A 23,886-nucleotide genomic window follows, 5' to 3' on the forward strand; every position below is an offset into this window, starting at 1 on the left:
AGGATTTAGTCGATTTATGCCACCCTATCGAACCATACCAAGTAACGAAAAGCCAAGAATACCTGCAGCTACACCAAAATCTACAATTGAGTCTATTTTGATTCTGATACCCCGTCCGCTTGCGGCGGGGTAGTTCATTTATAACCAGCTACTTAACTAGGGTTTATAACTGGGAAAATCGATATAACCTTCCTTGTCAAAGGAATACCAATCTTTCATCTCAGCATCGGGATTAAGAGGCCAATTATTGGCGAATCTTTCCACCAAATCGGGATTACTGATATAGGGGCGACCGAAAGCAATTAAATCCGCATCTCCTAACTGAATAGCGGCTTCAGCAGTTTCTTTTGTATAACCACAATTGCCGATTAATGCACTATTAAAAACAGCCCGAAACTCGGATAAAAGCATCGGTTGACCCTTTTCATGAAAACCAAAAGCCAAGCCATCTAGCAGATGCAAATAAGCTAAATTGTACTCATTTAATCTTTGGGCAATATAGAGAAAAGTTTCTCGAAAATCCTCGGAACCCATGTCATTATAAACTCCATTGGGAGACAGACGCACCCCCACCCGATGACTGGGAAAAACAGTTAAAATTGCCTCGACCACTTCCTGCAAAAAACGATAACGATTTGCCAAACTGCCTCCGTACTTATCCTGACGCTGATTAGTGGCCGATTGTAGAAAAGTATCGATTAAATAACCATTAGCCCCGTGAATTTCTATGCCATCAAACCCCGCTAATTTTGCCCTCTGAGCGGCTTGGCGGTAATCGGCGACAATTGTGGGGATTTCCTCGGTTTCTAAGGCTCTAGGGATCTCGTAGGGCTGTTTGCCTATGGGTGTATGCAACTCCCCCTTAATCCTAATTGCGGAAGGGGCAACGGGTAAAGCCCCATTTTCCTGAAAACTAGAATGAGAAGCGCGACCACAGTGCCACAATTGACAAAAAATTGGTGTTCCTTTTCTTTGGGCGATTTTAGTCACCATTTGCCATGCTTGCGCTTGTTCATCGGTGTAGATACCGGGGGTATTTTGCCAACCGTTAGCTTGGGGAGAAATTACCGTCGCTTCCGTAATCATTAATCCTGCGCTGGCCCTTTGCCGGTAATACTCGGCCATTATCTCATTAGCAAGACGTTTTTCTCCCGCTCGCGCTCGCGTCATGGGAGCAAGCACAAGACGATTTTCTAGGTTTAAATCTCCCAATTTAAATTGACTTAAAAGAGCCAGGGAAGTAGTGAAGGAAGTCATCGAATTTGCCGATAGAGAATTTAGGTTAATTTTACCGCAATTAGTTAAAACCGGACAATCACACCCCAGGATGATTGACTGTCTATCTGCGAGATTGTCCCTCTCCTAAGTGAGGAGAATTAATCGAATCAACTAGCTGAGTATAATTTATCTTGGTCATAAATATGACTATAATTACCAGTTATCTAATTTATTCATCTTCCAAAATTAAAGAGATATAAACTATGTTTTCTGGTGGTTGATTCATGATGGTTCGGTATAAAATAGTGTAATTACGCTTATGTTTATCTGACCAGAAATAGTCATTGTCGAGATGTGTAGTAACTGGTGTTTTACCGATCAAATAGACTTCCTAGTGACTGAAACAAAACCCTTACTATTCGGTGCTTGCGAATTTTAAGAGGGTTTTTCAGAATCAGCATTTTTTAGTAAACCTACCCAACAATACCCAAAAGAGGCAAACAGCCTCTAGATTGCGTTGATAAAAATGGGAAAACACGAGTTTTTAGCAAGCATAGTTCATTTAATTGTGCTAATCTCCAAAAAATAGCTATTTTTTCACAATTTATTTAGAACTAATTTATTAGTAAAAAAAGATGTTAAAAAAGTCTTGATCGACTTGGGCTTTGTGGCTAGTATGTAAAGCATATAGCTTCTTCATTGGAGACACCTGAATGAAAGCCCTATTACTGTGGCCGCTGATGCCCAACTCCTTTTGGTCCTATCAAGAGACTTTAGATCTAGCCGGTTTAAGATCAACCAATCCGCCCCTAGGTTTAATTACGGTGGCAGCCCTGTTACCATCGGATTGGGAAATCCGGTTTGTTGATCGCAATGTCCGATTAGAAACAGCTTCGGATTGGGAGTGGTGCGATTTGGTAATCATCTCCGCCATGATCATTCAGAAAAAGGACTTTCAAGAATTGATTGCCAAAGGGTTGCAGTTGGGTAAAAAAGTGGCTGTAGGCGGGCCTTACCCCACCTCCTATCCAGAAGTTGCCCAAAAAGCTGGGGCAGATTACCTGATTCTCGATGAAGGAGAACTGACAATCCCTCTGTTCCTGGCGGCCCTGGAGCGGGGTGAACCGAGTGGTGTCTTTAGAGCCAGTGAGAAACCCGATGTAACCATGACACCGATCGCCCGCTATGATTTACTAGATCTGGATGCCTATCTGGCGATTACCGTGCAGTTTTCTCGCGGTTGCCCCTTTCAATGCGAATTTTGTGACATCATCAACCTCTATGGCCGCAAACCTCGCACCAAAACCCCAGAACAAATGTTGGCTGAGTTGGAGACGTTATATCAACTGGGCTGGAGGCGCTACATTTTTGTTGTGGATGACAACTTCATTGGCAATAAGCGGAATGCCAAGGTGTTTCTGCGGGAGTTGATCCCCTGGATGGAGCAACACCAGTATCCCTTTAAACTGATTACGGAAGCTTCCCTTAATCTGGCCGAAGACAGCGAACTGATCGAGCTAATGGTCAAGGCCGGCTTTATGCTGGTGTTTATGGGGATTGAGACACCAGATACCGATAGCTTAATGGGCATTAACAAGGTTCAAAACACCCGCCAATCCCTGATCGAATCCTGTCACAAAATTACCCGCATGGGGCTGCAGATTATGTCTGGCTTCATTATCGGTTTTGACAATGAGAAACCAGGCGCAGGGCAGCGGATCAAAGATTTTATTATGGAGGCGAGTATTCCCCAAGGGCAGTTTAGCCTGCTCCAGGCCCTGCAAAATACCGCCCTGTGGAATCGCCTGCAACAGGAAGGTCGTCTGGTGGATGGCATGGGTACTTTCCATCAGGGAGCGATGATGAACTTTGAGCCAACTCGCCCGGTGGAAGAGATTACCGAAGAATACATCGATGCTTTCTGGGAAATCTATGATCCTGTTAACTACCTGAAACGAACCTTCAACCATTTCATGATCATGGGGGGATGGCGCGGCAAATCGAACCGTAAATTAGATGGGCAACAGTGGCAATTGTTCCGCTCCTTGCTCTGGCGGCAGGGGATTGTCCGACCGACGCGCTTCCGTTTCTGGTGGCAACTGGCAGTGATTGCCTGGGTCAAGCCCCGTCTGCTAGAAGAGTATCTAGCGACCCTAGGGATAGGTGAGCATTTTTTTGCCTATCGCTATGAAGTCAGAGAACAATTACTAAAACAACTAGCCGATTTGAAGCAACAGAAAGCAAGGGTAGCCCAGCTGGAAAAAACGCTCAAAAGCTAGACAATAGCGCCGAAGAACAGTCAATGCAGACATTTTGGCAAATTTTTCTTTTTAGGATGGTTTTCCTGAGTTGAGATTCTCCCCCCTTACTTTAAGTAAGGGGGAAAAAAAATCAATTGGCACGCTGTTCAACCAACAGTTGGTAAGCATGATTAAAATCAGCCGTTGTAATGCGAATATCAGCCGGGTCAGTCATTCCCTGATGGCGATAACGACGAATTGCCATCAGTGCCGCTTGGTTACATAATAACGCTAAATCTGCACCATTCCAGCCTTCGGTTGCCTCGGCCCAATAGCCTAAATCCACATCCTCTAAAGGACGTTCATCATTATGGACCCCGAGAATTGCTAAACGACTAGAGGCATTCGGTAAATCAACTTTTAACTGTAAATCTAACCGCCCCGCTCGCAATAAGGCTGGATCTAACGCATCTGGGCGATTAGTGGCTCCAATCACTAAAATCGTTGCCCCCGTTTGCAACCCATCTAACTCCGTGAGGATTTGTCCCACAACCCGGTCACTCACGCCTGAATCTCCACTATAACGACCTCTTGCCGGTGCTAAAGTATCAATTTCATCAATAAAAACCACACAAGGGGCTGCCTGACGAGCTTTGGCAAACAACTCACGCACCGCCTGTTCACTCGCCCCCACCCATTTACTCAAAAGCTCAGGTCCATTAATACTGATAAAATTAGCTCGCGCCTGAGATGCAACCGCTTTGGCCAATAAGGTTTTTCCCGTTCCGGGGGGACCCCAAAGTAAAATACCTTTGGGAGCTTGGGCTTTGGTTTGCGTATATAATTGCGGATGGAGTAATGCTCCTTCCACAGACTCCTGTAGGGTTTGTTTAATCTGTTCAAGTCCGCCAATATTGTCCCAGTCCACATGGGGAGACTCCACTTCCACAGAGCGCAACACCGCCGGTTTAACCTCTTTCAGGGCTTGCAAAAAGTCGGCTTGGACCACCGTCATTGTTTCTGGAATTTGCGAGTCAATCGTAGGAACCTGCCGCCGCAAAGCACTATAGGCCGCTTTCTGGCAAACGGCTTTTAAATCTGACCCGACAAATCCCACCGCATTATCGGCAATCAGATCTAAGGAAACTGATTCATCTAGGGGCATGGAACGGGTGAGAATTTGCAGGATTTCTAAACGGCCCTTGCGGTCAGGCACCCGAAAGAGGACTTCTCGGTCAAACCGTCCGGGGCGACGGAGGGCAGGGTCAAGATGGTCGGGACGGTTTGTCGCCGCTAGAACAATCACCCCTTGACTTTGGGCAAAACCATCCATTAAACCCAGCAATTGGGCCACCAGTCTTTTTTCTACTTCCCCTTCAACTTTACTACGATCGGGTGCCATGCTATCAATTTCGTCAATAAAAACGATACAAGGCGCATTCTTACTGGCTTTCTCAAAAATTCCCCGCAGTTTTTGCTCAGCCTCCCCATAATATTTGCTGATCACCTCTGGTCCGACTAAGGCAATATAGTTAACACCCAGTTCTTCGGACAAAGCACGGGCAGTCAGGGTTTTACCGGTTCCAGGGGGGCCGACTAAGAGAACGCCGCGAGTGGGTTCAAGTCCTAACTTGGCCAATAAGTCGGGGCGTTTCAGAGGAATGGCAATTAGTTCCTTGAGTTCTTTAATCACTTCCGCCAAGCCACCAACATCTTTCAGGGAAGCCGTGGTCGGTCCTTCGGGCGGTGTCACACTGTCTTCAACCCCTGAATCGGTGGGGGTATCGCGATTGCGATTCACCTCAAAATCATCCCCACCAGAATTGCTCGGGCGAGAAACTCCCCCTGAACGGGGAATACCGCCAGCACGGGGGATGTTACTCAAGGAACGAGAGTTAAACTGCACTTCGGTTTTAATTTCCCCTTTTTCCAGTTTTTCCTCTAAGGTTTTAGCCAGTTCGACTAATTGCTCAAAGCCTTTGAATAGTTCTACCATAAAATTTCTCCTGAGTCAAGTGAAGGATGGGGACTGGGTGATAGATGGGGTTAAGAAGTCCGACTTTAAAGACTAATTACCTTTAAAATAACAGATCTGCCGCGGCTTTGACCCGGGCTAGAGGTTCTACAGACCGAGGTAAACTGGGTAAGCGGATCAAAGTTTGATCTGGGAATAAATCCCGATCAATTTCCTCATTAGCATGATAACGATTCTGCACGACGTAACGTTGATAGACTCCCTTTTTTTTCAAAGATGCTGTCAATCGCAGTTGTTCGGCAACGATGGCATCTTGGGCTTGCAAAACTCCAATAAATTCTGTATGTTGGGGGTCTTTGAGTTTTTTCTGGGCAGACATCACCTGTTGTCTTAAGATTCGCAATCGTCCCATTAAATCTACACGCCCTAAGACATCTTGATACTTCATCCAAAGCTTAAAAATCCAACTTAACCAATCTCCTAAAGCCGTTGGCATTTCTAAAAATCGCAGGAGATGACCGGTAGGAGCCGTATCTAAAATAATCAAATCTTGTTGTTTCTGGTCTAATAACTCCATTACTTTTACTAGGGACAACATTTCATCAATTCCTGGCAGAGATTGAGCGACAATTTGCCGCCAAGCTTCTGGAGTATAAGCTAGTTTGATATTCCCTTCTTCCTTACCTTCACCACTAATCATTTCTGCCAGTTCCCATAAATAATCATCCCGAAATTTTTCTAAAACGATATTAGCATCAACTTCTTGACCACTTAAATTAGCAGTTAATTGTGTGGATTGATGTCCTAATTTTGTCCCAAAGGCATCTCCCAAAGAATGAGCCGGATCAATAGAAATAATTCTAATTTTTTGATCGGGATGACGATTAGCTAACGCCCAACCAATGGCCGCGGCAACCGTGGTTTTTCCCACTCCCCCCTTGCCACCAATGATAATGAGTTGGCGTTTGTCGTCAATAAAATCACTAAAACTCGGCAGAATTTTTTGCGGCCATTGAATAGGAGGCGGGGCCATAAATTCTACTTTTTCGATAATTTCAATTTGACTCATGATCTGATCTAATGCTTCACCTCCTAGGGGTTCTTTTGCCTGTTGGGGCAGGGTGAAAATTGTCTCTTGACCTGGAATTTTTAGGAATTTATCGAGGAGTTGCTGTTGCTCACTGTAGCGATCTAAATTTTGATTAGGGTCTGTTAGAATGCGATTAATAAATAATCTGCCGCAGGGAATATTTAAGTGATGCAAACTATTGAGTAATCGTTCGGTTTCTAATAAACTCATCGGTTCGGCAATTGCCACAATTAAACAAAGGGTAAAATCCCGATCTTGTAGGATTCGTTTGCCTTCGGTTAATTCTGCTTGTGTTTTGACTAAAAAGTCATCCACATCATCGGCATTGTAGGTTTTTGAAAAAGTTTGCGAAATAACACGATGTTTTTCTTGAAACAACTCTAAAGAATTTAAAATAATCTCTAAAAAGTCTTTAATCCCCAATAAATTCAAGGTATGACCAGAGGGAGCCATATCAACAACAATTCGATCTACAACATTCTCTATTAGTAATCGTTGAATTTCTAATAGACCCATGATTTCATCTAAACCTGGCCAGTCTAAATCCCAAACAGGAGTTAAATCTTCTCCTTCAACAAAACTGCCCCGTTCTACTAAAAGTTCTAAAAATTTTCCGTATTTTTCTTTAAATTCTAAGAGCAATTTTTCCGCATCTAATGCCCTAACTTTTAAGTTGGGTAAGTCTTTTACAGGTGATGCTTGATCGCTAACTTCTGTTTGCAATACATCCCCTAAAGAATGAGCAGGATCGGTTGAGATTAACAGGATTTGTTCCTCGGGAAATAATTTGGCCCAACGGCGAGCAAATCCACAGGAAAGGGTGGTTTTTCCCACTCCTCCTTTGCCACTAAACATAACTAAATGTCGAGTGTCATAGCAACTTAGAGCGTTATTTACCAAGTTAAAGTTAGTCATAGAGAAATCAAGTTAAGTAAAGTGATAGGGGGGAGAAACTTGTCCTAATTGTAATTCCCAACGGGGGCAAGCTTTCTGCCAATGCAAGACTTGCTCGATTAGTAAAGGTTCTTCTTGAAAATTAACTAAAAGATAAATTCGTGATTCTGTCCCCGGAGCAGTAATAATCCTCGTTGACGGATAGCTTTGGGTGACTAAATGCCCGAGATTTTGCCATTCTGAACCTTGCAAAGTATAAAAATCCTGTTGGGCTTCATAATGCTGTTTTTTGGCTAAAAAATATTGTCTGCCCTTGCTTTCAGAAGAGAGTACAGGCTCCTCTGACTTACGGGGAATACATTTTAAAAGATATTCTCCTTTTCCCTCAAGTTCTTCAATTTTTTCTTGATATTCTTGGGCATGAGAACAAAGATGAGTCAGTAAATTTTCTGCCTCTAAAAAAGATGTGCCAAAACGTAAGGGTAAAATAGTGGTTTGTTGAAATAATTCACAGATGACTCGATCATGACATAAAACCGATTGAATCAAGCGTTCATCATCATTTTGTAAAGTGTCTAAACAAACTTCGGGTTCGACTACGGCCGAGAGATCTCCACCAGTTATCAGTAACAATGGGTTAGCCATTCCAACCGGTAATTTTAGGCTTTCTATGGGGGTTTTCAAAAAAGCGTAAGTATATAGATTGTACAATTTCATAGGGTTTACTAAAAGAAAATTGACGATTTTTTACGAGTTTTTATATTGGGGCGTTGATATGCTAGAATATTCTAAGTTATTCAGGGATTGTTATGACAACCACTCGTCCACCCAGACCAATTAGATCTAAAATTAGCACCATGCCTCGGAAACAATCTGAAGCAGATCACCAACTTGAGCTTTATAAGTTAATTACTGAAAAACAACGTATCCAAGAAAAATTAGAAATGATGGAGCGGCAGCTTCAGCAATTAAAAAACCGTCTCACGTTTGTGACAGAGCAAATTGAGACTACAGAACAAAGTATTCAAAATTTGCGTACAGCTAACCCTCCTAGTGTAGCTAAAAAACCTGATTCCCCCAAAACTGTTGCTCACTCCTCTAATAATTCCAGTAATTTCCAAACTTTTTACCTAGAATATTAAGGCTTAACCAAGGGCTAGTTCTGACCAAGCTTCAACGAGTTCTTGAGCTTGTCAAATCCGCCCTTACTAAGCTTACAGTTTGTGATTTTGTTCATGATCTATCTGGTGGCAAAGATTGCCAGTTCTGAAACTGCGAAGTATAGAAAAATTTTAGATAGAAGATTCAGCTTCGTTTTCTGCCGCCTCTTCTTCTAAGGCTTGAATTTTTAATAAAAGTTCTTCTTCCCGAATTTCAAACTCCTCCTCAGAAATATTACCCATATCGTAAGATAGTTGTAGGGATAATAATAATTTGTGCAAATTTTCCGCCTCATCATATTCTATATCTGCACGCTCTTGAATTTTTTCCCCAATCCAGATCAGACCACCAATAGGGCCGGTAACAGGAAGAAGTAAAAGATCGAGAAACATAACTGATAATCTCCTTAGATAAGTTGGGCAAAGGTATAGGGTGCAGTTAAATTGTTATAGCGAATCCTTAGGCGATCACCAAACTGCTGATCGATCGCTTCAACGTTTTGGCTAAATTCCGGCTCTTGCTCCCAGGGAATTAAATAAGCTGCATTGTAAATCATGTCATCGGTCATCGGATCGCTTTCAATCACCTCTTGGGCTCGATGATTTAATTGGTCTCTAAAGACTTGAATAATGTCTTGTTTCCGTTGCAATACAGTGGCTTCAATGAGTTGACCTATATGGATAATTTCTTCCATATTTAAGTTTTTCCCCATCATCGCATCCCGTTCTTGTTTTAACTTAGGATTAGACTCCAAAGCCGCTTGTAATTCCCACTGATTATCCCAAAAAATCTTAATGCTAACCTCTCGTTGTCCTGACAGTTTAGCAAATAATTCTTTCAGTTGGGTTTTATAGGGAGTAATTAGTTGTTCGGTGACAGATTCCCAGGTTTTGATAACTAAGCCAAACCGCAGGGGCAACAACGTTGTAAACCCTGCTTCCATGACAGTTTCTAATACTTTTTCATGGCAAATTAAATAGCGACGGGATGCCAAATACTTCTCTTTATGAGCAGCGGAGTAGAGAAAACTAAAACCATCAATCATCTCACTGTGAACCGGCTCATTATCAATCCCCTGCAAAACCAGTCCGTCAGGAACTGGTTCGGGAAATATGCCATATAAATAAAGACCCACTGTCATCAGTATTCTCCCAAATTAAACCGGCTGAGAAGTTAAAACCAAACGAAGCTTTAGATGAATTAGATCTAATTGAGCTAAACCCAGATCAACATTTCCTTCCACAACAACTCCTGTATTGAGAAGTCTATCCACTAATTCTAACACAGAAGGCTTAATACCCTCCTCTCCCGGGTAATAACTCCCCGCTTCCGGTAAAAGAGTGCCAAACTCTCCTAGGTGGACATTTAAATCTTCTGGCTCAACCTCAAAAATTTCACACAAATGGAGAATTTGTTCTTGCAATTTTTGTATACTTTCTGCAGCCCTATCTAAATCAGACTCACTGAGAACCCCTTTTTCCATCCGGCGAATGATTTGGGCTTCGAGCAATTGGCGTACCAGTTCCACAACAGTTAACAGTAAAGGGGCTAAACCAGCTTGGCTATTACTTTCTGGAGGGGTCAGCAAGGCTTGATTATCAGAATCGTAAGGTGTGCAAGCAAGTGTCATGGTTGGAGTTGGTAAATGAGGAGTTCTTGAGGGTGAGTCTCTAGTGGGGGGCTTGGCCAAGAAATTTTATCTGAGGGAAAAAATGATGTAACCAAGCAATGTCAACTTCCTGCCGCCCTGTGAAGATTCTAGTGACGAATTTACCCGACAGGAGGAATGTGCTTGATTATTTTAACTGGTATTGTAGCCCTCGATTGCCCCCGATTGGGGTAGGGATTTTAAGGCTTAAAGTTTAGCTGCTGGGGTTTCTGTTGATAAGGCTTGGGATTGGCTATAGAGATAGGAGTCACTTGCCCACCCATTAATTGCCATCTCCCTTGCTCTATCAACAGAGGCAATCGTTAACTGCTGTAAACTTCTTGACCGTTTGAGGACTCAATTGAGGAATTTCAATATATACGAGGAATGTGCTTGATCGTTGGGACTGCCATCACGTCTCTCCATTACACTCCATTTAGTTAAGGATTTTAAGGTTTGAAGTCGGCGTGAAAGTTCCAGGTTTTCTGCGAATAAAGCTTGGCCTTGGCTAGGGAGGTAGGGATAACCTTGCAAGCTGTTAATCGCAGTTTCCCTAGCTTTATCAAGGGGAGCAATCGTCTCGTGTAAATTTCCTAACCTTTGAGGATTCAGGTGAGGAATTTCACGCATCTGAGGAATGTGCTTCATCGTTCGGACTGGTATCATGGCTCTCTATTGCACTCAATTGGCTTAAGGATTTTAGGGTTTCAAGCTCAGTTTCCAGGGTTTGGAGTCGGAGCGAAAGTTCCCGATTTTCTGCTAGTAAAGCTTGGGATTGGCTATGGAGGTAGGGGTCTCCTTCCCACCAGTTGATTCCCATTTCCCTGGCTTTATCAACAGAGGCAATTAACAAACGAATGCGGATATTTATAAGTTCAGTGGAGGCGATCGAAACGGAAATATCGCCGGCAATTACAATTCCTTTATCTAAAACTCGTTCGAGTATATCCGCTAAACTCGAACCTTGAGTTGCTGTTTTTAGGGAGTTGCTTGACTGGTTTTTGAGCGAGCCAGCAAAAGTGGAAGAAGTCACGGTTGGTTTCACTCAATAAGAGTATAAAATTAGTCTTTTCGCTGGGGCAAGTTGCCTCGCAGTAAAGATTGAATGGCTTTTAACGATTGATTTCCTGTCGAAGGCTCAGGAGTTGACGCTTGGGCATCGGAAGGCTCCGTTTCCTCTATAAAGGATAAGGATTCTAACGGATTGTCCTCGAGGATTTCCCATAAAATCGCTCTTGACTTATCAACAGATAAATTGGTGCGGGACAACAGAACATCGGCGCAGATATCACGGAAGTCCGAGTCAGCAGAGTTGGCCGCAATATCGTGAGAGGCGCAGACTTTAGCAATCATTAAACAAGAGCGCAAACCCGACGTTTTTTCAGTCGCAGTTTTCACACGAAAGGTTTTGACAAGGTTGACAATAAATAAAGCATCTTCTCGACCAATTCCCGTTTTTTGGGCAAGAATTTCTGTCTGAGTCAGTTGGTCCGGTTCAGGCATATTGATAGTTACCAACCGATCCATTAAAGCATCTTGGGTGGCATGAACCCCACAGTATTCTTCTGGGTTGGAGGTGAAAATTGCCCGAAACTGAGAATTTACTTGTAGGTAATCGGGTTGATGGCTAGTGGGCGGCAGGGTGAGAATTTTTTCTTCCAAGGCAGAGAGTAAAACGTTGTTGACCTCAGGCCGAGAACGATTGAACTCATCATAAACTAGGGTAAACCCTTCTCGACAGGCCATTGTTAACCGAGAATCCACCCAATTGTGTTTTAGCTCGTCTTCAACCTTGAGAACGCTGTGGATATAGTTATCCATCAGTTTTTTATGGGTGTAGCCAGACTGGCTACCAATTAAATCGGAACTGGTAAAGTCATCATCGCCAAAGATTAGCATCACAGGTCTGGCTAAACAATTGGCCAGGTGCATTGCCAAGGTGGTTTTTCCCGTTCCTGCCGGACCACATAGATGGATGGAAAAACCAGCGTTTAGATAACGTAAGGCGCGAGTGGCAACTTGATCAATCGAAGGCGTAACAACAAATTGGCCAGGGCGAAGGCAGAGGACGGCTCTTCTTGTTTGAGTTTCAGTAAATGTCATAGTTGAAATCTAGTAAATACTATTGATAATCCCCGCCTGAAGCGGACGGGCATTTTTGAGCTAACAACCGCCTGTTTAGGTTTCCCCTCAATAACCGAGTAGGCAAGGACGCTTGTGTCACCCGAATTTTACGGCAAGAAGTTTAATCGGCTTTGACTTTTAAGGCTTACCTCATAATATATAATATCCCAAAAGATTAGGAACTGTCACCAATTAGCTCTAGAACCTTGATTCTGAAGGTATTTTTAGGAGATTCATTAGTCAAAGGGCTAAGGGTCTAAAATTCTTGTCTAGATTACTTTATCAAGACTTAAACAATGATAAGCCCAGATGCAGTCCTTTTCCCTTACCTCCTTTGTCAATAAAAGACTACTAATCACGACATTAACTATAGACTGAGTGAAGCTTTATCATACTTTTTAATTTACCAGAGACCTAGATAGGACTAGATAGGAACCCGACACTCCTAGGTTGAGTCTAGAAACTTAGAAAAGCAGTATCAGCATGGTAGATTGAAAACCAAAGGCTTATTGTTGTATTCTCAGATAGTCGTCTAGTTTAGCCAGGAAAAGGGACTAGAGGGTTTTTACTCTAGCCCTAGGGTTAAGTGGGTTGGAATTAACCTAGAGATTTATTTGCCAAAAACGTAGATAGACAAATCTTGACGAAATTGACGCAATTCGTCTTTTAGCTGTTTCGCTTCAGCTAAACGTCGTTCTTGAAATTGACTTAAATCATCCTTCACCTGTTTAGCTCGATCTAGATGAAGTTGGCGTAAGTCGTCCTCTAGCTGTTTCGCTGCCGCTAAACGCTGTTCTTGGAATTGACTTAAATCCTCTTTCAGCTGTTTAGCTCGATCTAGATGCTGTTGACGTAAGTCGTTCTCCAGCTGTTTTGCTGCTGCTAAACGTTGTTCTTGGAATTGACTTAAATCGTCCTTTAGCTGTTTGGCTCGATCTAGACGCTGTTGACGTAAGTCGTTGTCTAGCCGTTTGGCTTCCGCTAAACGTTGTTCTTGAAATTGACGTAAATCCTCTTTTTGCTTTTCCGCTTGAGCTAAACGCTGTTTTTGGGTAGCTGTTAAGAACAAGTGGCTTTCCTGTTGAACTTTTTGGAAAGATTGGCGCAAAGCAGTTGCCTGTTCTTGCGCTTGTTTTTGTCTTTCAGTTTTGACATCCAACAGAAAAGATTGTACTTCTCGCGAGAGTTTAGCTACTTCTTCAGCAATCGATAAACGATCCTGGCGGAACTGTTCCATGAGAGCAGGCATGGGGTTGTCCTCAATTACTAAATACTATGGAATGGATTTGACCCAATCACCCGTTAGAAAAACCTTCACGGAGACTGGGGGGAGAGACAGCAGATTTCGACTTTTCTTATCATCCCAAAGTTGAGGTAGGGGACCACCCCAGACTGAGGGGCGCAACCTCCCACCCCCAAAATGGCTTTCTACTCAGAAAAATAGTCAGCTTTACATTCTGGCGATAGACGGTAAACCTAGCTACAAAGGTCAAAATCACGGTTACAAAAATAACTTGTATGGGTCTAGCTTTGTTTTTGCTATCCGTTGCCGTGCCAACCTTGTCAATCATAGACCATTGCGCCCCAAGAGAGGGGTAACTAAACTCAATAGGGATTTAAAGAAAAGCCGAGGATCTGGAAAACCCAGTCGGGTTTTCACTCAGCAGATAGGAAAATCTGGGATCAATCCTTAAGCAGGAACCGCTGCAGATTGAGTCAGACCAACAGCTTCAGCATATTTGAGGTAGGTTTCAACAGAAGCGATAACTACACGAGCTTCAATCGCTAATAATTCGATGCCCACCAGAGATACGCGAGCCCAAGCATCAATAACGATACCTTTGTCAAGGATACGATCAATAACTTCAGCTAAGCTAGAGGAAGAGTTAGTTTTTTCAACTGCCATGGTAATAGACCTTTTTGTTGTTTGTATAGAAAGTGTACAGTGCTGATCCCAAAATTGGTCTATCGAACTACCGCATCTCAGGGGGCGCAGCTTCCACACCAAAAATGACTTTCTATTCCGAAAAATAGTGAGTCCCACACTCTGGTGGTAGGGGGTAAACCTAGCTACAAAGGACAAAATCACGTTTACAAAAACAATTTGTATGGATCTAGCTTTGTTTCGCTATCCGTTGCCGTGCCAAACTGTCGATTATAGACTATTGCGCCCCAAGAGAGAGGTAACTAAACTCAATAGGGATCAAAGAAAAGCTAAGAATCTGGAAACCCCAGTAGGGTTTTCACTGAGCAGATGGGAGAATCTGGAATCAGTCCTTAAGCAGGAACCGCTGCAGATTGAGTCAGACCAACAGCTTCAGCATATTTGAGGTAGGTTTCAACAGAAGCGATAACTACACGAGCTTCAATCGCTAATAATTCGATGCCCACCAGAGATACGCGAGCCCAGGCATCAATAACGATACCTTTGTCAAGAATACGGTCAATAACTTCAGCCAAGCTAGAGGAAGAGTTAGTTTTTTCAACTGCCATGGTAGGTGTACCTTTTTGTTGTTTTCATAGAGTTTGTACAATGCTGAGGTCATGGAGGATTCAGAAACTTATTTGGGTTTTCTGCCTTCATCACTTCCGCACTTTTAAAGATAACACCCTGTATTTGTCGTTGTCAATACCTAAGTTAGATGTTTTTTGTTAAGAAGTATGTAGGGATTTCTCATTTTTTTCGTTAAGAAGTGTGTAATCATTTCTCAGATAAGTCCGATACATTAGACCTATTGCATAATTTTTTTATGGTACGATGGACGGTTTTGCTTTTTTCTCGGTTTTTAGATTGAAGTTGACAAGACAATAAAATGTGATCTGAGGTCAGGAAATCATCTATACAGGGTAAGCTCATCTAAATTTGGTACGATTTTTACTTGACAAAAATTTCTGGTGATGGTTCTCTAGTAGTTATGGATCCTTAATGCTTTGACTTGCTGCGCATTGTAGTTATGGATAAAATACCAAGCAGCACCAAGGTGATTCTCCATTTTTTTAGAGAAAGATAGATTCTCTCTCACCAACAGAGAAATACTTGGTCAAAAGGTATTATTAAGTCTTCACAATGGGATTAGTTTGACCAGTTTCTTTTCCTAGCACTCGATGACGTTTACTCGGAATTACTGTCTTATATAACTCTCAAAAATCAGTGTAATTAACAGCACATTATCGGTCAGCACCGGGTAAAATGGCCCCAAAGTTTTTTGGCTGACTGGCGACTCCTATATCCTCAATAGCCGCCAATAATTTCCCTTGTCTTTCTATCAATTGCCAGCCAAATGTAAACCTTTATCGTCTTAAAAAAACCAATGACTACATTTCATCACACTCTAGGACTAATGGCTCTTCAAAATATTCCTAAAAGTCTTGTCCAGTAAGCATTTCACCTTACATAAGCAAAAACTATCACACAAAGTCAAGAAGAGCAGGACTAATTTACCTTTTGATTTTTCCTGGTGGTGATTTGGTAGTTGTGATGGAGCCTTAATGCTTGGCTTTGCTGTGCATTGTAGTCATGGATAAAATACCAAAAGGCTCCCCAAGGTGATTCTCCATTTTTTTTATAGAATCTCTCTCACCAACCGAGAAATCCTTGGTCGAAAGGTCTTATCAAGTCTTCCAAGGGGATTAGTTTGACCAGTTTCTTGGCTGTACCTCTCGATGACGTTTACTCGGAACTATTGTCTTATATGACTCCCAAAAATGAGTGTAAGTAACAGCACATTGTCGGTAAACACTGGGTAAACTTGGCAAAAGTCTTTTAGCTGATTGCCTGGTCTTATACCCTATAATAGCCACCAATAAGTTCCCTTGCCTTTCTATCAATTGCCAGCCAAATATAGACTTTTATTGTCTTAGAAAAAACCAAAGGACACATCTGATGACATTCTGTGAGCAATTTACCTTTTGGTTTGTCCGAAACCTTGAGTTGACGGGGAACAGCCGCCAGTCTATTGTTGACCCTTCGGCTTCGCTCAGGCTTCGACGGTGAGCTCAGCCGAACCGCGAAGTCGAGACGTTGACATAATTTTGTAACCATGACCAATTTACCCCTCTTACTCTCGCAATTCCTCGTCAGGAAATTCGTTCGAGCAAGAGTTGATCGATTAATTGTCTTGGTATCGGGAGAGATAGTTTTATTAGTGGGATTGATCACAAACGGTTGACCACATTCTTGACAGTGACGTTTGGGGTTCCCCTTAGGAATATAACGGTTCTTAATAGTATGCTGAGAACCACAACTAGGACAAGTAAATACAGGCAAACCAGTGGGGGGATTTTGTTCCGTGCTAGGGCGATATTTGAGTAAGCCCTCCACGAGCCATAAAGAGATACTTATCAGAAAAGTCATGATCAAGCTAGGGTTTAAAGGATTGATTTGAGCCAATTATTTTTATTGATAAACTGACGGTTCGCTCATTTTCCACATATGGTGTTTTTGGATTAAGCCACCCACTGCCTGTACTGGCATAAGTTGAACTAATTCGACTTCGGGTAGGTTTTATCAGTTGTCAAAACACCATCTATAGTGATCTGCGAGCCGAGAGTAATAAGTATATTACACAGTTCATACCGAATAAGCAATATGGTAAGGTAAACACATCTTAACAACCCTTGACAAAATGAACTTCATGTGAGTTGCCTACCCAGAGGGCGATCCAGGCGTACTCGAGTATAATTTCTCATCTCAACTGTTAAACAAAAATCGACTAAATGTTAAGATTTCGTAACTATTTTGATTGACTGGTATCACTTGAAATGCCCACACGGATCACAAAGTTAGCCGATTGTCAATAGCTTTTGAGATGCGATACCCCCCCTTGCATACCCGACTTCGGGTGGGGCAAGGGGGGGTGGGGGTGGTAGAATGCCTGCCAGGACTATTGAAAATTGGTATTAGCTATTTTTTCGGGGACTCTAGCCACTATTTTAAGAGATTGCTGTAATGCGGATTGGTTGACGTTGGTTTAGGTGGATTGACTGGCCAGAAATTGTCTTTGATAGTCTAAAAACTGGCCATGCCATTCCGCAAAACGCCGCTCCCCATCTTTGACTAAAAATTGGCGGTAGGCTTCCGAGGAAATCCAAGGCTTTGTTGGACGTTGTTGGTCCCAACGAGCTTGGTATTCCGCCGTTGATTGACGGCAGTAGTTGTGATAATTTTGGTGCCATTCGCGATAGCGCCGTTCTCCATCCCGCACGAGGGCTTGGCGATAGGCTTCTGAAGATAGACTCATGGTGTTACTCCTTTTCAAATCCCTTGATGGCTTGGCCAGAATTATAACACAATCCGCGCACTACCGAGCGCTGACCTCTTGTCAAGTTACGATCTAGGCCCTTGCCTTCAGTGGCAAGGTTTCTTGGCTATCTTAACTGCTGCATTTTGTCTAGGTTTGCATAGTAGCTCTACAGACTGACACCGCAAGCTCTGCGGCCAAAATATTTTTACTGGCAGTACCACTCTAGAACATATCGTGTCAATGCGCTAGTATTTAAATTAAAGCCAACCTAAAACGGCGGGGTTTCAGCCCAAAATTTTCGATGATGTTGTTTAATTTGATCGTAACCTATTGTAGGTAGAATATACACTTTAGTTATTAATATGGTAATTTTTTTGTCTTGGGGAGCCTAGTTGAGCCAAGAAATGCCATATTTACATTAGCACCGTTACAAAAATATCTGGAGAGTTGAGTTACTAATATGGTTAAAATTATCGGTCGTCAATCCTTGGGAAGAAAACCCGTTTACGATATTGGTGTAGAGAAAGATCATAATTTTTTGCTGGGCAACGGGTTAATTGCCTCCAATTGTTTTAATAAATCTCACTCTACCGCTTATGCTTACGTCACCTATCAAACTGCTTATTTAAAAGCTAATTATCCTGTGGAATATATGACAGCGTTACTAACTGCTAGTAGCGATAATCAGGATAAGGTGGAAAAGTATCGAGAAAACTGTCAGAAAATGAATATCGATGTCGAACCTCCCGACATCAATCGATCGCAAAAACATTTTACCCCGATTGGGCGCAAAATTCTCTTTGGTTTGTCCGCAGTTAGAAATCTGGGCGAAAATGCGATCGAGGCTATTTTAAAGGCCCGGGAAGCAGCGGGAGGAAAGTTTACTTCCTTAGGAGATTTTTGCGAGCGTGTTGATTTGCGAGTGATCAATAAAAGAGCTTTAGAAACGCTAATTTATTGCGGTGCTTTTGATAAAATTCAACCCAATCGCCATCAATTAATTGAAGATTTAGAATTAGTAGTTGCTTGGGCGCAAAAACGCACCAAAGAGAAAGAAAGTGGTCAAATGAATATTTTTGATATGCTAGGGGGTAGCACAGAAAATAAACAAGAATCAGAGTTTGAACAGTCTCCCAGTGCAACCGCAGTGGAAGATTTTTCCCTACAAGAAAAGTTAAAACTGGAAAAAGAACATTTGGGTTTTTATGTTTCCGAACATCCTTTAAAAGCTTTACAAAGAGCTGCTCAAGTCCTATCTCCTATCAATTTAGCTGACTTAGAAGAACACAAAACAAGAAAAAAAGTCAGTGCAATTGTCCTATTAAATGCCGTCAAGAAAATTATGACCAAAAAAGGTACTCCCATGGCCTTTTTAACCCTAGAAGATGCCTCGGGACAATCGGAAGCGGTGATTTTTTCCGATACCTACGAACGTCTGCAAAAGTTATTAGTGGAGGAAGCAACTTTAATGGTATGGGGAAAAGTGGATCGCCGAGATGATCGGGTACAATTAATTATCGAAGATGCGGAACCGATCGAAGCCATTAAAATGGTGATGGTTAATTTATCACTGCAAGATGTTGTCAACCAAAATCGTCAAAATCTTCTTAAAAGTATTCTGCAATCGGGAGACAAACAAAAGGCAAAAGTTCCCGTTATTGCCACCATCGGTGCGGGAACTCAGCGTCAATTTGTGCGTTTAGGACAAAACTATTGGGTAGAGGATGACAATTCAGTGGTAGAGTCCCTGAAAGTTGCTGGTTTTCTGGCTAATTCTGCACCTTTGATTAATCATTAAATGCTAACTGGCAATTATCTAAGGGCCATGATTGCGCCAATATTGTTCCTGTAAAAACTTTTCGATTTCCGGTTTCGATAATATAGCAATTCTTGGAGCTATGAGGTACAATGAAAAGCAAATAGACAAATAATAGAACTCGCCAGCTTCCTATGAGAGCCTATTCCGTAGATTTTCGCCAAAAAATTATCGATGTCTGGAAGAAAGAAAAAATTTCCATTCGAGGACTAGCCCAGAGATTTGACGTGGCTAAAAACTTTATTCAGAAGTTATTGAAGCAACATAAAGAAAGAGGAGATATCCGTCCTCGTCCGCAAGGAGGAAGTCCGCCAACCAAGTTAAATAGTGAACAACTGATAATTTTAATAATCAGATTTAGTGTAACTATAAATTAGAATTTGAAGAAGAAGGGGAATTGGTTTATATCGGCTCTAAGAAACAAGTAATACTAAATCCGTTGAGGATAGGCAACAGGGTGAATAAATAATCAGTTTTTAATAACCAGATTTAGTGTAAAATGTCGGGTTATGGCTGTCACCATTCAAATTTATACAATATTAATCGTATATTTGATTTTGCAGCTTAGGTAAATTCCTCCAATAAGTAGCTGGTTATAATTAGATTAAAAATGGATTTTAGGTTCGATCCCCCCTGCCCCCCTTGATAAGGGTGGTGCCGATAGGTGGGGGGATCTGATAATTTTTAACGCCTACCTACTTATCTGGGGATACTTTACTTAATAAACTTCGCTACGTTAACTTAATTTTATTACAAGAGGGAAACTTAGCTCTCTGGGCGAACACCTGTTCTCACCAGCTTGTATGTAAAGTTTTATGTACGGATTCAACATTTCTGGGATTTTGGGTAATTCTTCAAGATTCCCTCTGCCCTATTGATAAGCTAAGACGCATTTAAACCGCTTATTCTTAAATTAGCCGAACCTCCCCCAATCCCTTTACTGTTGCCTTTTGCCTCTTGCCTCGTCTCAACAAGCAATTTAAATTACGAACAGCTTACTACTCACTACTTAGCTTCACCATGAGTGATTATTGTTGACTGATCACCGAAAAATCTCCCCAACCTCCCACTTAAAAAGGGAAAGAGCTATGCTCCTCCCCTTTTTTGATAATTTATTCAAGATGATTGTAGATGCACAGCAATCGAGGCTCAAATTACATTAGGCCTAATTGAGCAAGGATGCCTTTGTGGGTTAAGTATTCCGTAGCTACGCCAATAACGAAACCGAGCATGGCTAAACGACCATTCCAGTTTTCAGCGAAAGCGGTGAAGCCGAGTTTGTTTTCTTGCTTATCCATGGTGAGTTGCCTTCCTATAAGAAAATTGCGTTTAAGTCAAGTGCTTGATATTTAATGTAACATAACTTTCCCGACTATGCAACATTTCTTTACATAAATTTTATTGATGTTGACCATAAACATTTATGGGGGTAGGGTCAAGGTTTGGCAATGGCGGCCGAAAAACAAGCCTGATCCTAGTTCTAGGACTAAATAACCGTTTTCCCATCCCTGACCGAAAAAGATTACAATCAAGCGAAAGGTCAAGAATCGATCGCCATCGAGCGAGGAGTGAATATGCGTGCCTTACTGATTTATCCCGTTTTTCCGCCGACTTTCTGGTCCTATAACAAAATTCTGGAATTAGTCGATCGCAAAGTCTTACTTCCTCCCCTGGGTATGGTAACGGTGGCGGCGATTTTACCGCAGGAATGGGAATTTAAACTGGTCGATCGCAATATTCGGGCAGTGACAGAAGCAGAATGGGACTGGGCCGAAATAGTGATTCTTTCCGGCATGATTGTGCAACGTCAAGATTTAATCGAACAAATTCACGAAGCCAAACAACGGGGTAAACTGGTGGCCGTGGGTGGTCCCTATCCCACTTCTATCCCCCACGAAGTGGCCGAGGCCGATTTTCTGATCCTCGATGAGGGAGAAATCACCATCCCGATGTTTGTGGAAGCATTGGCAAGAGGAGAAACCAAAGGTGTTTTCCGCACCACAGAAAAACCCGATGTGACAATTACCCCGATCCCCCGCTACGATCTGCTCGATTTTGAAGCTTATGATTCCATGTCAGTGCAGTTTTCGCGGGGATGTCCCTTCCAGTGCGAATTTTGCGATATTATCGTTCTCTACGGTCGTAAACCCCGCACCAAAACCCCCGCACAATTATTAAAAGAATTAGATTATCTCTACGAATTAGGTTGGCGCCGGGGCGTGTTCATGGTGGATGATAATTTTATCGGCAACAAGCGCAACGTTAAATTACTCCTCAAAGAATTAAAAGTTTGGCAAGAAGAACACCAGTATCCTTTCCGGTTTAACACGGAAGCGTCGGTGGATTTAGCCGCCGATCCCGAATTAATGGAAATGATGGTCGATTGTTATTTTGATGCGGTCTTTTTAGGTATTGAAACCCCCGACGAAGAAAGTTTACAATTAACCAAAAAATTCCAAAATACCCGTAGTTCCTTAACCGAGACGGTAGAAAAGATTATTAAAGCCGGATTGCGCCCCATGGCGGGATTTATCATCGGTTTTGATGGCGAGAAAAAAGGAGCAGCCGATCGCATTATTAATTTTGTCGAAGAAGCGGCCATTCCCACGGCTCTCTTTGGAATGTTACAAGCTTTACCGAATACCGCCCTATGGACTCGCTTGGAAAAAGAAGGACGACTACGATTAACGGGGAAACAGGACATTAACCAAAGTACCCTGATGAATTTCGTTCCCACCCGGCCGATCGAAGATATTGCCACAGAATATATTGAAGCCTTCTGGACATTGTACGATCCGGAGGTATTTCTCGATCGCACCTATCGCTGTTTCCTGAAATTAGGGGCACCTAAAGCTAAACCTGCCTTTAAACTGCCTCGCCGGGCCGATCTCTATGCCCTAGCGGTAATTATCTGGCGACAGGGCTTTAAACGTTCCACTCGCTGGAAATTCTGGCAGAATTTATTCGGTATTTTGCGTCATAATCCCGCCAATGCCGAACACTATATCACTGTCTGCGCCCACAACGAGCATTTCCTGGAATACCGTCAGATTGTTCGGGATGAAATTACGGCACAATTAGCCGAATTCCAACGCCAAGAGGCATTAATGGCGGAAAAAACCGCCATAGCGGCCTAATTATTCCGAGGATGGGTTTATTTACCCATCCTTAATATTTTCTGTCCTGATGGTGGACGATCGATAAATCAATACTATTCCTATTTTCCGGTTAAAAATTCCCTCAATCTCTGCCAAAGCAATTCAGTATAAATTCTTAATTTTCTAGATATAATTACATTTTTTACCTAAAATGTTAGCTGGAATACTGAATAAATCGAGAAAATCTGGATAAAGCCAGTATTTTTAGCTACTTAACCCTATCAATCAAGCTAAAATCAATGATTACTCGTCAAGAACTTAAGAAACTACAATCCCTAACTCAAATACCCGCCCTTTCCATTCTCTTACCTACCCATCGCACCTCACCGGATAACAAACAAGACCCTATTCTAGTTAAAAATTTGGTCGATGAAGCAAAGCGCCGATTATCGGAAGAATTCTCTAAACGTGAAATCGAACCTTTGTTCGAGCGCCTCGATAGTCTCGTGGCTGAAATAGATTATCCTTATACTCTAGATGGGTTAGCTCTCTATATTGGTCCGGATATTGCCAAGCTTTATAACCTGCCTTTTTCTGTCCAGGCAAGAGTTGTCATCGATAAAACCTTTGCCACACGGGATTTAGTTTATGGATTACATCGAGAACAACCCTATTGGCTGTTACTATTAAGTCAGGGTTCTACTCGTTTAATCTCAGCTACAGGAGAAACTCTTGAAGAAATTCGCGATCAGAATTTTCCCCTAGAAATGACTGGACCGGGGGCCACCGCACCACTGCCCTTTGATGCCGATACCAGTTATCTAGATGATAGAATCCGACGATTTTTCCAACAGGTAGATAATGCTCTGGGTGAATACATTGACATTGATGATTCTTCCCCTTTGATTGTGGGTGGAGTGGTTCGTCAAATTTCCTTCTTTCAAGAAGTTTCACAGTACACATCAGCAATTGTTGGCACTTTAACCGGCAATTTTGACAAAACCTCACTGTCAGAATTAATTCCACAAGTATTGCCGATTATGCATTCAGTGCGTCAGACTCAAAAAACTGAAGCCCTGCAAGCTTTGGACGCAGCAGTCAGCGCTCAAAAAGTTATCTCTACCCTGGGAGAAGTGTGGCGTTTAGCGCAGGAAGGTCGAGGAAAATTGTTATTAGTGGATAAAAATTACCATGTACCCGCAGTTTTAAGCGAAAATGGTGATTTGATACTGGTGGAAAACGTCGGTGGTACGGAGGTAATCGATGATGCAGTGGATGAAATTATCGAAGTGGTATTGGCCAAGGGAGGACGTGTAGCTTTAGTCGATGAAGATTCCTTGAACGATTACCAAAAAATTGCCTTAATTTTGCGTTATTAG

20 protein-coding genes and 4 pseudogenes are annotated in these 23,886 nt (G+C 42.4%); 6 read left to right on the plus strand and 18 right to left on the minus strand.

The window, feature by feature from the left end:
- Positions 1-156: 156 nt before the first annotated feature.
- Entirely contained in the window at positions 157-1,257 is a 1,101-nt protein-coding gene (locus tag IM496_RS06910; protein ID WP_194015454.1) for an alkene reductase, read from the minus strand.
- 674 nt (positions 1,258-1,931) lie between these two features.
- On the opposite strand from IM496_RS06910, the gene IM496_RS06915 reads away from it, so the two are divergent.
- Entirely contained in the window at positions 1,932-3,497 is a 1,566-nt protein-coding gene (locus IM496_RS06915; protein ID WP_016516779.1) for a B12-binding domain-containing radical SAM protein, read from the plus strand.
- A 112-nt stretch (positions 3,498-3,609) separates the two neighbouring features.
- Here the strand turns inward: IM496_RS06915 and IM496_RS06920 are convergent, their stop codons facing one another.
- From IM496_RS06920 to IM496_RS06930, 3 genes are all read right to left on the minus strand, one after another.
- Positions 3,610-5,454 carry an AAA family ATPase gene (locus IM496_RS06920; protein ID WP_194015452.1) on the minus strand — a complete coding sequence of 615 codons (1,845 nt, stop codon included), beginning with the start codon at positions 5,452-5,454 and terminating at the stop codon, positions 3,610-3,612.
- Positions 5,455-5,536: 82 nt separating this feature from the next.
- Complete coding sequence (locus IM496_RS06925) at positions 5,537-7,438, minus strand: ArsA family ATPase (RefSeq protein ID WP_194015450.1); 1,902 nt, start codon at positions 7,436-7,438, stop codon at positions 5,537-5,539.
- A gap of 12 nt (positions 7,439-7,450) precedes the next feature.
- Positions 7,451-8,134 carry a GvpL/GvpF family gas vesicle protein gene (locus IM496_RS06930; protein ID WP_194015448.1) on the minus strand — a complete coding sequence of 228 codons (684 nt, stop codon included), beginning with the start codon at positions 8,132-8,134 and terminating at the stop codon, positions 7,451-7,453.
- 92 nt (positions 8,135-8,226) lie between these two features.
- On the opposite strand from IM496_RS06930, the gene IM496_RS06935 reads away from it, so the two are divergent.
- The gene (locus tag IM496_RS06935; RefSeq protein ID WP_002755304.1) at positions 8,227-8,559 is read left to right on the plus strand and encodes a gas vesicle protein; all 333 of its coding nucleotides are present in this window, start codon (positions 8,227-8,229) and stop codon (positions 8,557-8,559) included.
- A gap of 150 nt (positions 8,560-8,709) precedes the next feature.
- Here the strand turns inward: IM496_RS06935 and IM496_RS06940 are convergent, their stop codons facing one another.
- The 13 genes and pseudogenes from IM496_RS06940 to IM496_RS06995 form a co-directional block, all read right to left on the minus strand.
- Positions 8,710-8,970: a gas vesicle protein GvpG gene (locus IM496_RS06940; RefSeq protein ID WP_104395507.1), complete on the minus strand. Its 261-nt coding sequence runs from the start codon at positions 8,968-8,970 to the stop codon at positions 8,710-8,712.
- 14 nt (positions 8,971-8,984) lie between these two features.
- The gene (gvpF, locus tag IM496_RS06945; RefSeq protein ID WP_104395506.1) at positions 8,985-9,719 is read right to left on the minus strand and encodes a gas vesicle protein GvpF; all 735 of its coding nucleotides are present in this window, start codon (positions 9,717-9,719) and stop codon (positions 8,985-8,987) included.
- Between the two features lie 15 nt (positions 9,720-9,734).
- The gene (locus IM496_RS06950; protein WP_104395505.1) at positions 9,735-10,208 is read right to left on the minus strand and encodes a gas vesicle protein K; all 474 of its coding nucleotides are present in this window, start codon (positions 10,206-10,208) and stop codon (positions 9,735-9,737) included.
- A 375-nt stretch (positions 10,209-10,583) separates the two neighbouring features.
- Positions 10,584-10,892 (minus strand): hypothetical protein, encoded by a 309-nt coding sequence (locus tag IM496_RS06955; protein ID WP_002803843.1) that lies wholly within the window; start codon positions 10,890-10,892, stop codon positions 10,584-10,586.
- Entirely contained in the window at positions 10,849-11,259 is a 411-nt protein-coding gene (locus IM496_RS06960) for a gas vesicle protein (RefSeq protein WP_002796982.1), read from the minus strand. Before IM496_RS06960 ends, IM496_RS06955 begins: the two co-directional genes overlap by 44 nt.
- 29 nt (positions 11,260-11,288) lie before the next feature.
- On the minus strand, positions 11,289-12,329 hold the full coding sequence (gvpN, locus tag IM496_RS06965) for a gas vesicle protein GvpN (protein ID WP_194015443.1): 1,041 nt from the start codon (positions 12,327-12,329) through the stop codon (positions 11,289-11,291).
- A 631-nt stretch (positions 12,330-12,960) separates the two neighbouring features.
- A complete protein-coding gene (gene gvpC / locus IM496_RS06970) occupies positions 12,961-13,599 on the minus strand; it encodes a gas vesicle protein GvpC (RefSeq protein ID WP_104395504.1) in 639 nt (212 codons plus the stop codon).
- Positions 13,600-14,040: 441 nt separating this feature from the next.
- Positions 14,041-14,256, minus strand: a complete 216-nt coding sequence (gene gvpA, locus IM496_RS06975; RefSeq protein WP_002735503.1) for a gas vesicle structural protein GvpA — start codon at positions 14,254-14,256, stop codon at positions 14,041-14,043.
- Between the two features lie 371 nt (positions 14,257-14,627).
- Positions 14,628-14,843, minus strand: a complete 216-nt coding sequence (gvpA, locus tag IM496_RS06980; protein ID WP_002735503.1) for a gas vesicle structural protein GvpA — start codon at positions 14,841-14,843, stop codon at positions 14,628-14,630.
- A gap of 580 nt (positions 14,844-15,423) precedes the next feature.
- Positions 15,424-15,692: pseudogene (locus IM496_RS06985) on the minus strand (ISNCY family transposase); the annotation flags it as partial.
- A gap of 288 nt (positions 15,693-15,980) precedes the next feature.
- Positions 15,981-16,314: pseudogene (locus IM496_RS22655) on the minus strand (ISNCY family transposase); the annotation flags it as partial.
- 68 nt (positions 16,315-16,382) lie between these two features.
- A pseudogene (locus tag IM496_RS22660) lies at positions 16,383-16,704 on the minus strand (ISNCY family transposase); the annotation flags it as partial.
- Between the two features lie 616 nt (positions 16,705-17,320).
- Positions 17,321-17,590 carry a hypothetical protein gene (locus IM496_RS06995; protein ID WP_194016327.1) on the minus strand — a complete coding sequence of 90 codons (270 nt, stop codon included), beginning with the start codon at positions 17,588-17,590 and terminating at the stop codon, positions 17,321-17,323.
- 463 nt (positions 17,591-18,053) lie between these two features.
- Between IM496_RS06995 and IM496_RS07000 the strand changes: the two genes are divergently transcribed.
- The gene (locus IM496_RS07000) at positions 18,054-19,391 is read left to right on the plus strand and encodes a helix-hairpin-helix domain-containing protein (RefSeq protein ID WP_194016326.1); all 1,338 of its coding nucleotides are present in this window, start codon (positions 18,054-18,056) and stop codon (positions 19,389-19,391) included.
- A gap of 152 nt (positions 19,392-19,543) precedes the next feature.
- Positions 19,544-19,759 (plus strand): annotated as a pseudogene (locus IM496_RS07005) (IS630-like element ISMae26 family transposase); the annotation flags it as partial.
- A gap of 804 nt (positions 19,760-20,563) precedes the next feature.
- Here IM496_RS07005 and IM496_RS07010 read toward each other — a convergent pair.
- Positions 20,564-20,725, minus strand: coding sequence for a CAB/ELIP/HLIP family chlorophyll-binding protein (locus IM496_RS07010; RefSeq protein WP_502861664.1), 162 nt, complete (start codon positions 20,723-20,725; stop codon positions 20,564-20,566).
- A 258-nt stretch (positions 20,726-20,983) separates the two neighbouring features.
- Here IM496_RS07010 and IM496_RS07015 point away from each other — a divergent pair, with 258 nt between their 5' ends.
- Together IM496_RS07015 and IM496_RS07020 are read left to right on the plus strand one after the other, a co-directional pair.
- On the plus strand, positions 20,984-22,546 hold the full coding sequence (locus IM496_RS07015; RefSeq protein WP_287661612.1) for a B12-binding domain-containing radical SAM protein: 1,563 nt from the start codon (positions 20,984-20,986) through the stop codon (positions 22,544-22,546).
- Positions 22,547-22,806: 260 nt separating this feature from the next.
- Positions 22,807-23,886: an AOC03_06830 family ribosome hibernation factor gene (locus IM496_RS07020; protein WP_194016321.1), complete on the plus strand. Its 1,080-nt coding sequence runs from the start codon at positions 22,807-22,809 to the stop codon at positions 23,884-23,886.

Source organism: Microcystis sp. M049S2 (assembly GCF_020245625.1).
Taxonomy (GTDB): Bacteria; Cyanobacteriota; Cyanobacteriia; order Cyanobacteriales; family Microcystaceae; genus Microcystis; species Microcystis ichthyoblabe_A.

What these genes read in the sequence shown, in the direction of transcription:
- IM496_RS06910 (WP_194015454.1), bottom strand. Translation starts at nt 1,257, where the DNA reads ATGACTTCCTTCACTACTTCCCTGGCTCTTTTAAGTCAATTTAAATTG.
- IM496_RS06915 (WP_016516779.1), top strand. Translation starts at nt 1,932, where the DNA reads ATGAAAGCCCTATTACTGTGGCCGCTGATGCCCAACTCCTTTTGGTCC.
- IM496_RS06920 (WP_194015452.1), bottom strand. Translation starts at nt 5,454, where the DNA reads ATGGTAGAACTATTCAAAGGCTTTGAGCAATTAGTCGAACTGGCTAAA.
- IM496_RS06925 (WP_194015450.1), bottom strand. Translation starts at nt 7,438, where the DNA reads ATGACTAACTTTAACTTGGTAAATAACGCTCTAAGTTGCTATGACACT.
- IM496_RS06930 (WP_194015448.1), bottom strand. Translation starts at nt 8,134, where the DNA reads ATGAAATTGTACAATCTATATACTTACGCTTTTTTGAAAACCCCCATA.
- IM496_RS06935 (WP_002755304.1), top strand. Translation starts at nt 8,227, where the DNA reads ATGACAACCACTCGTCCACCCAGACCAATTAGATCTAAAATTAGCACC.
- IM496_RS06940 (WP_104395507.1), bottom strand. Translation starts at nt 8,970, where the DNA reads ATGTTTCTCGATCTTTTACTTCTTCCTGTTACCGGCCCTATTGGTGGT.
- gvpF (WP_104395506.1), bottom strand. Translation starts at nt 9,719, where the DNA reads ATGACAGTGGGTCTTTATTTATATGGCATATTTCCCGAACCAGTTCCT.
- IM496_RS06950 (WP_104395505.1), bottom strand. Translation starts at nt 10,208, where the DNA reads ATGACACTTGCTTGCACACCTTACGATTCTGATAATCAAGCCTTGCTG.
- IM496_RS06955 (WP_002803843.1), bottom strand. Translation starts at nt 10,892, where the DNA reads ATGATACCAGTCCGAACGATGAAGCACATTCCTCAGATGCGTGAAATT.
- gvpN (WP_194015443.1), bottom strand. Translation starts at nt 12,329, where the DNA reads ATGACATTTACTGAAACTCAAACAAGAAGAGCCGTCCTCTGCCTTCGC.
- gvpC (WP_104395504.1), bottom strand. Translation starts at nt 13,599, where the DNA reads ATGCCTGCTCTCATGGAACAGTTCCGCCAGGATCGTTTATCGATTGCT.
- gvpA (WP_002735503.1), bottom strand. Translation starts at nt 14,256, where the DNA reads ATGGCAGTTGAAAAAACTAACTCTTCCTCTAGCTTAGCTGAAGTTATT.
- gvpA (WP_002735503.1), bottom strand. Translation starts at nt 14,843, where the DNA reads ATGGCAGTTGAAAAAACTAACTCTTCCTCTAGCTTGGCTGAAGTTATT.
- IM496_RS06995 (WP_194016327.1), bottom strand. Translation starts at nt 17,590, where the DNA reads ATGAGTCTATCTTCAGAAGCCTATCGCCAAGCCCTCGTGCGGGATGGA.
- IM496_RS07000 (WP_194016326.1), top strand. Translation starts at nt 18,054, where the DNA reads ATGGTTAAAATTATCGGTCGTCAATCCTTGGGAAGAAAACCCGTTTAC.
- IM496_RS07015 (WP_287661612.1), top strand. Translation starts at nt 20,984, where the DNA reads ATGCGTGCCTTACTGATTTATCCCGTTTTTCCGCCGACTTTCTGGTCC.
- IM496_RS07020 (WP_194016321.1), top strand. Translation starts at nt 22,807, where the DNA reads ATGATTACTCGTCAAGAACTTAAGAAACTACAATCCCTAACTCAAATA.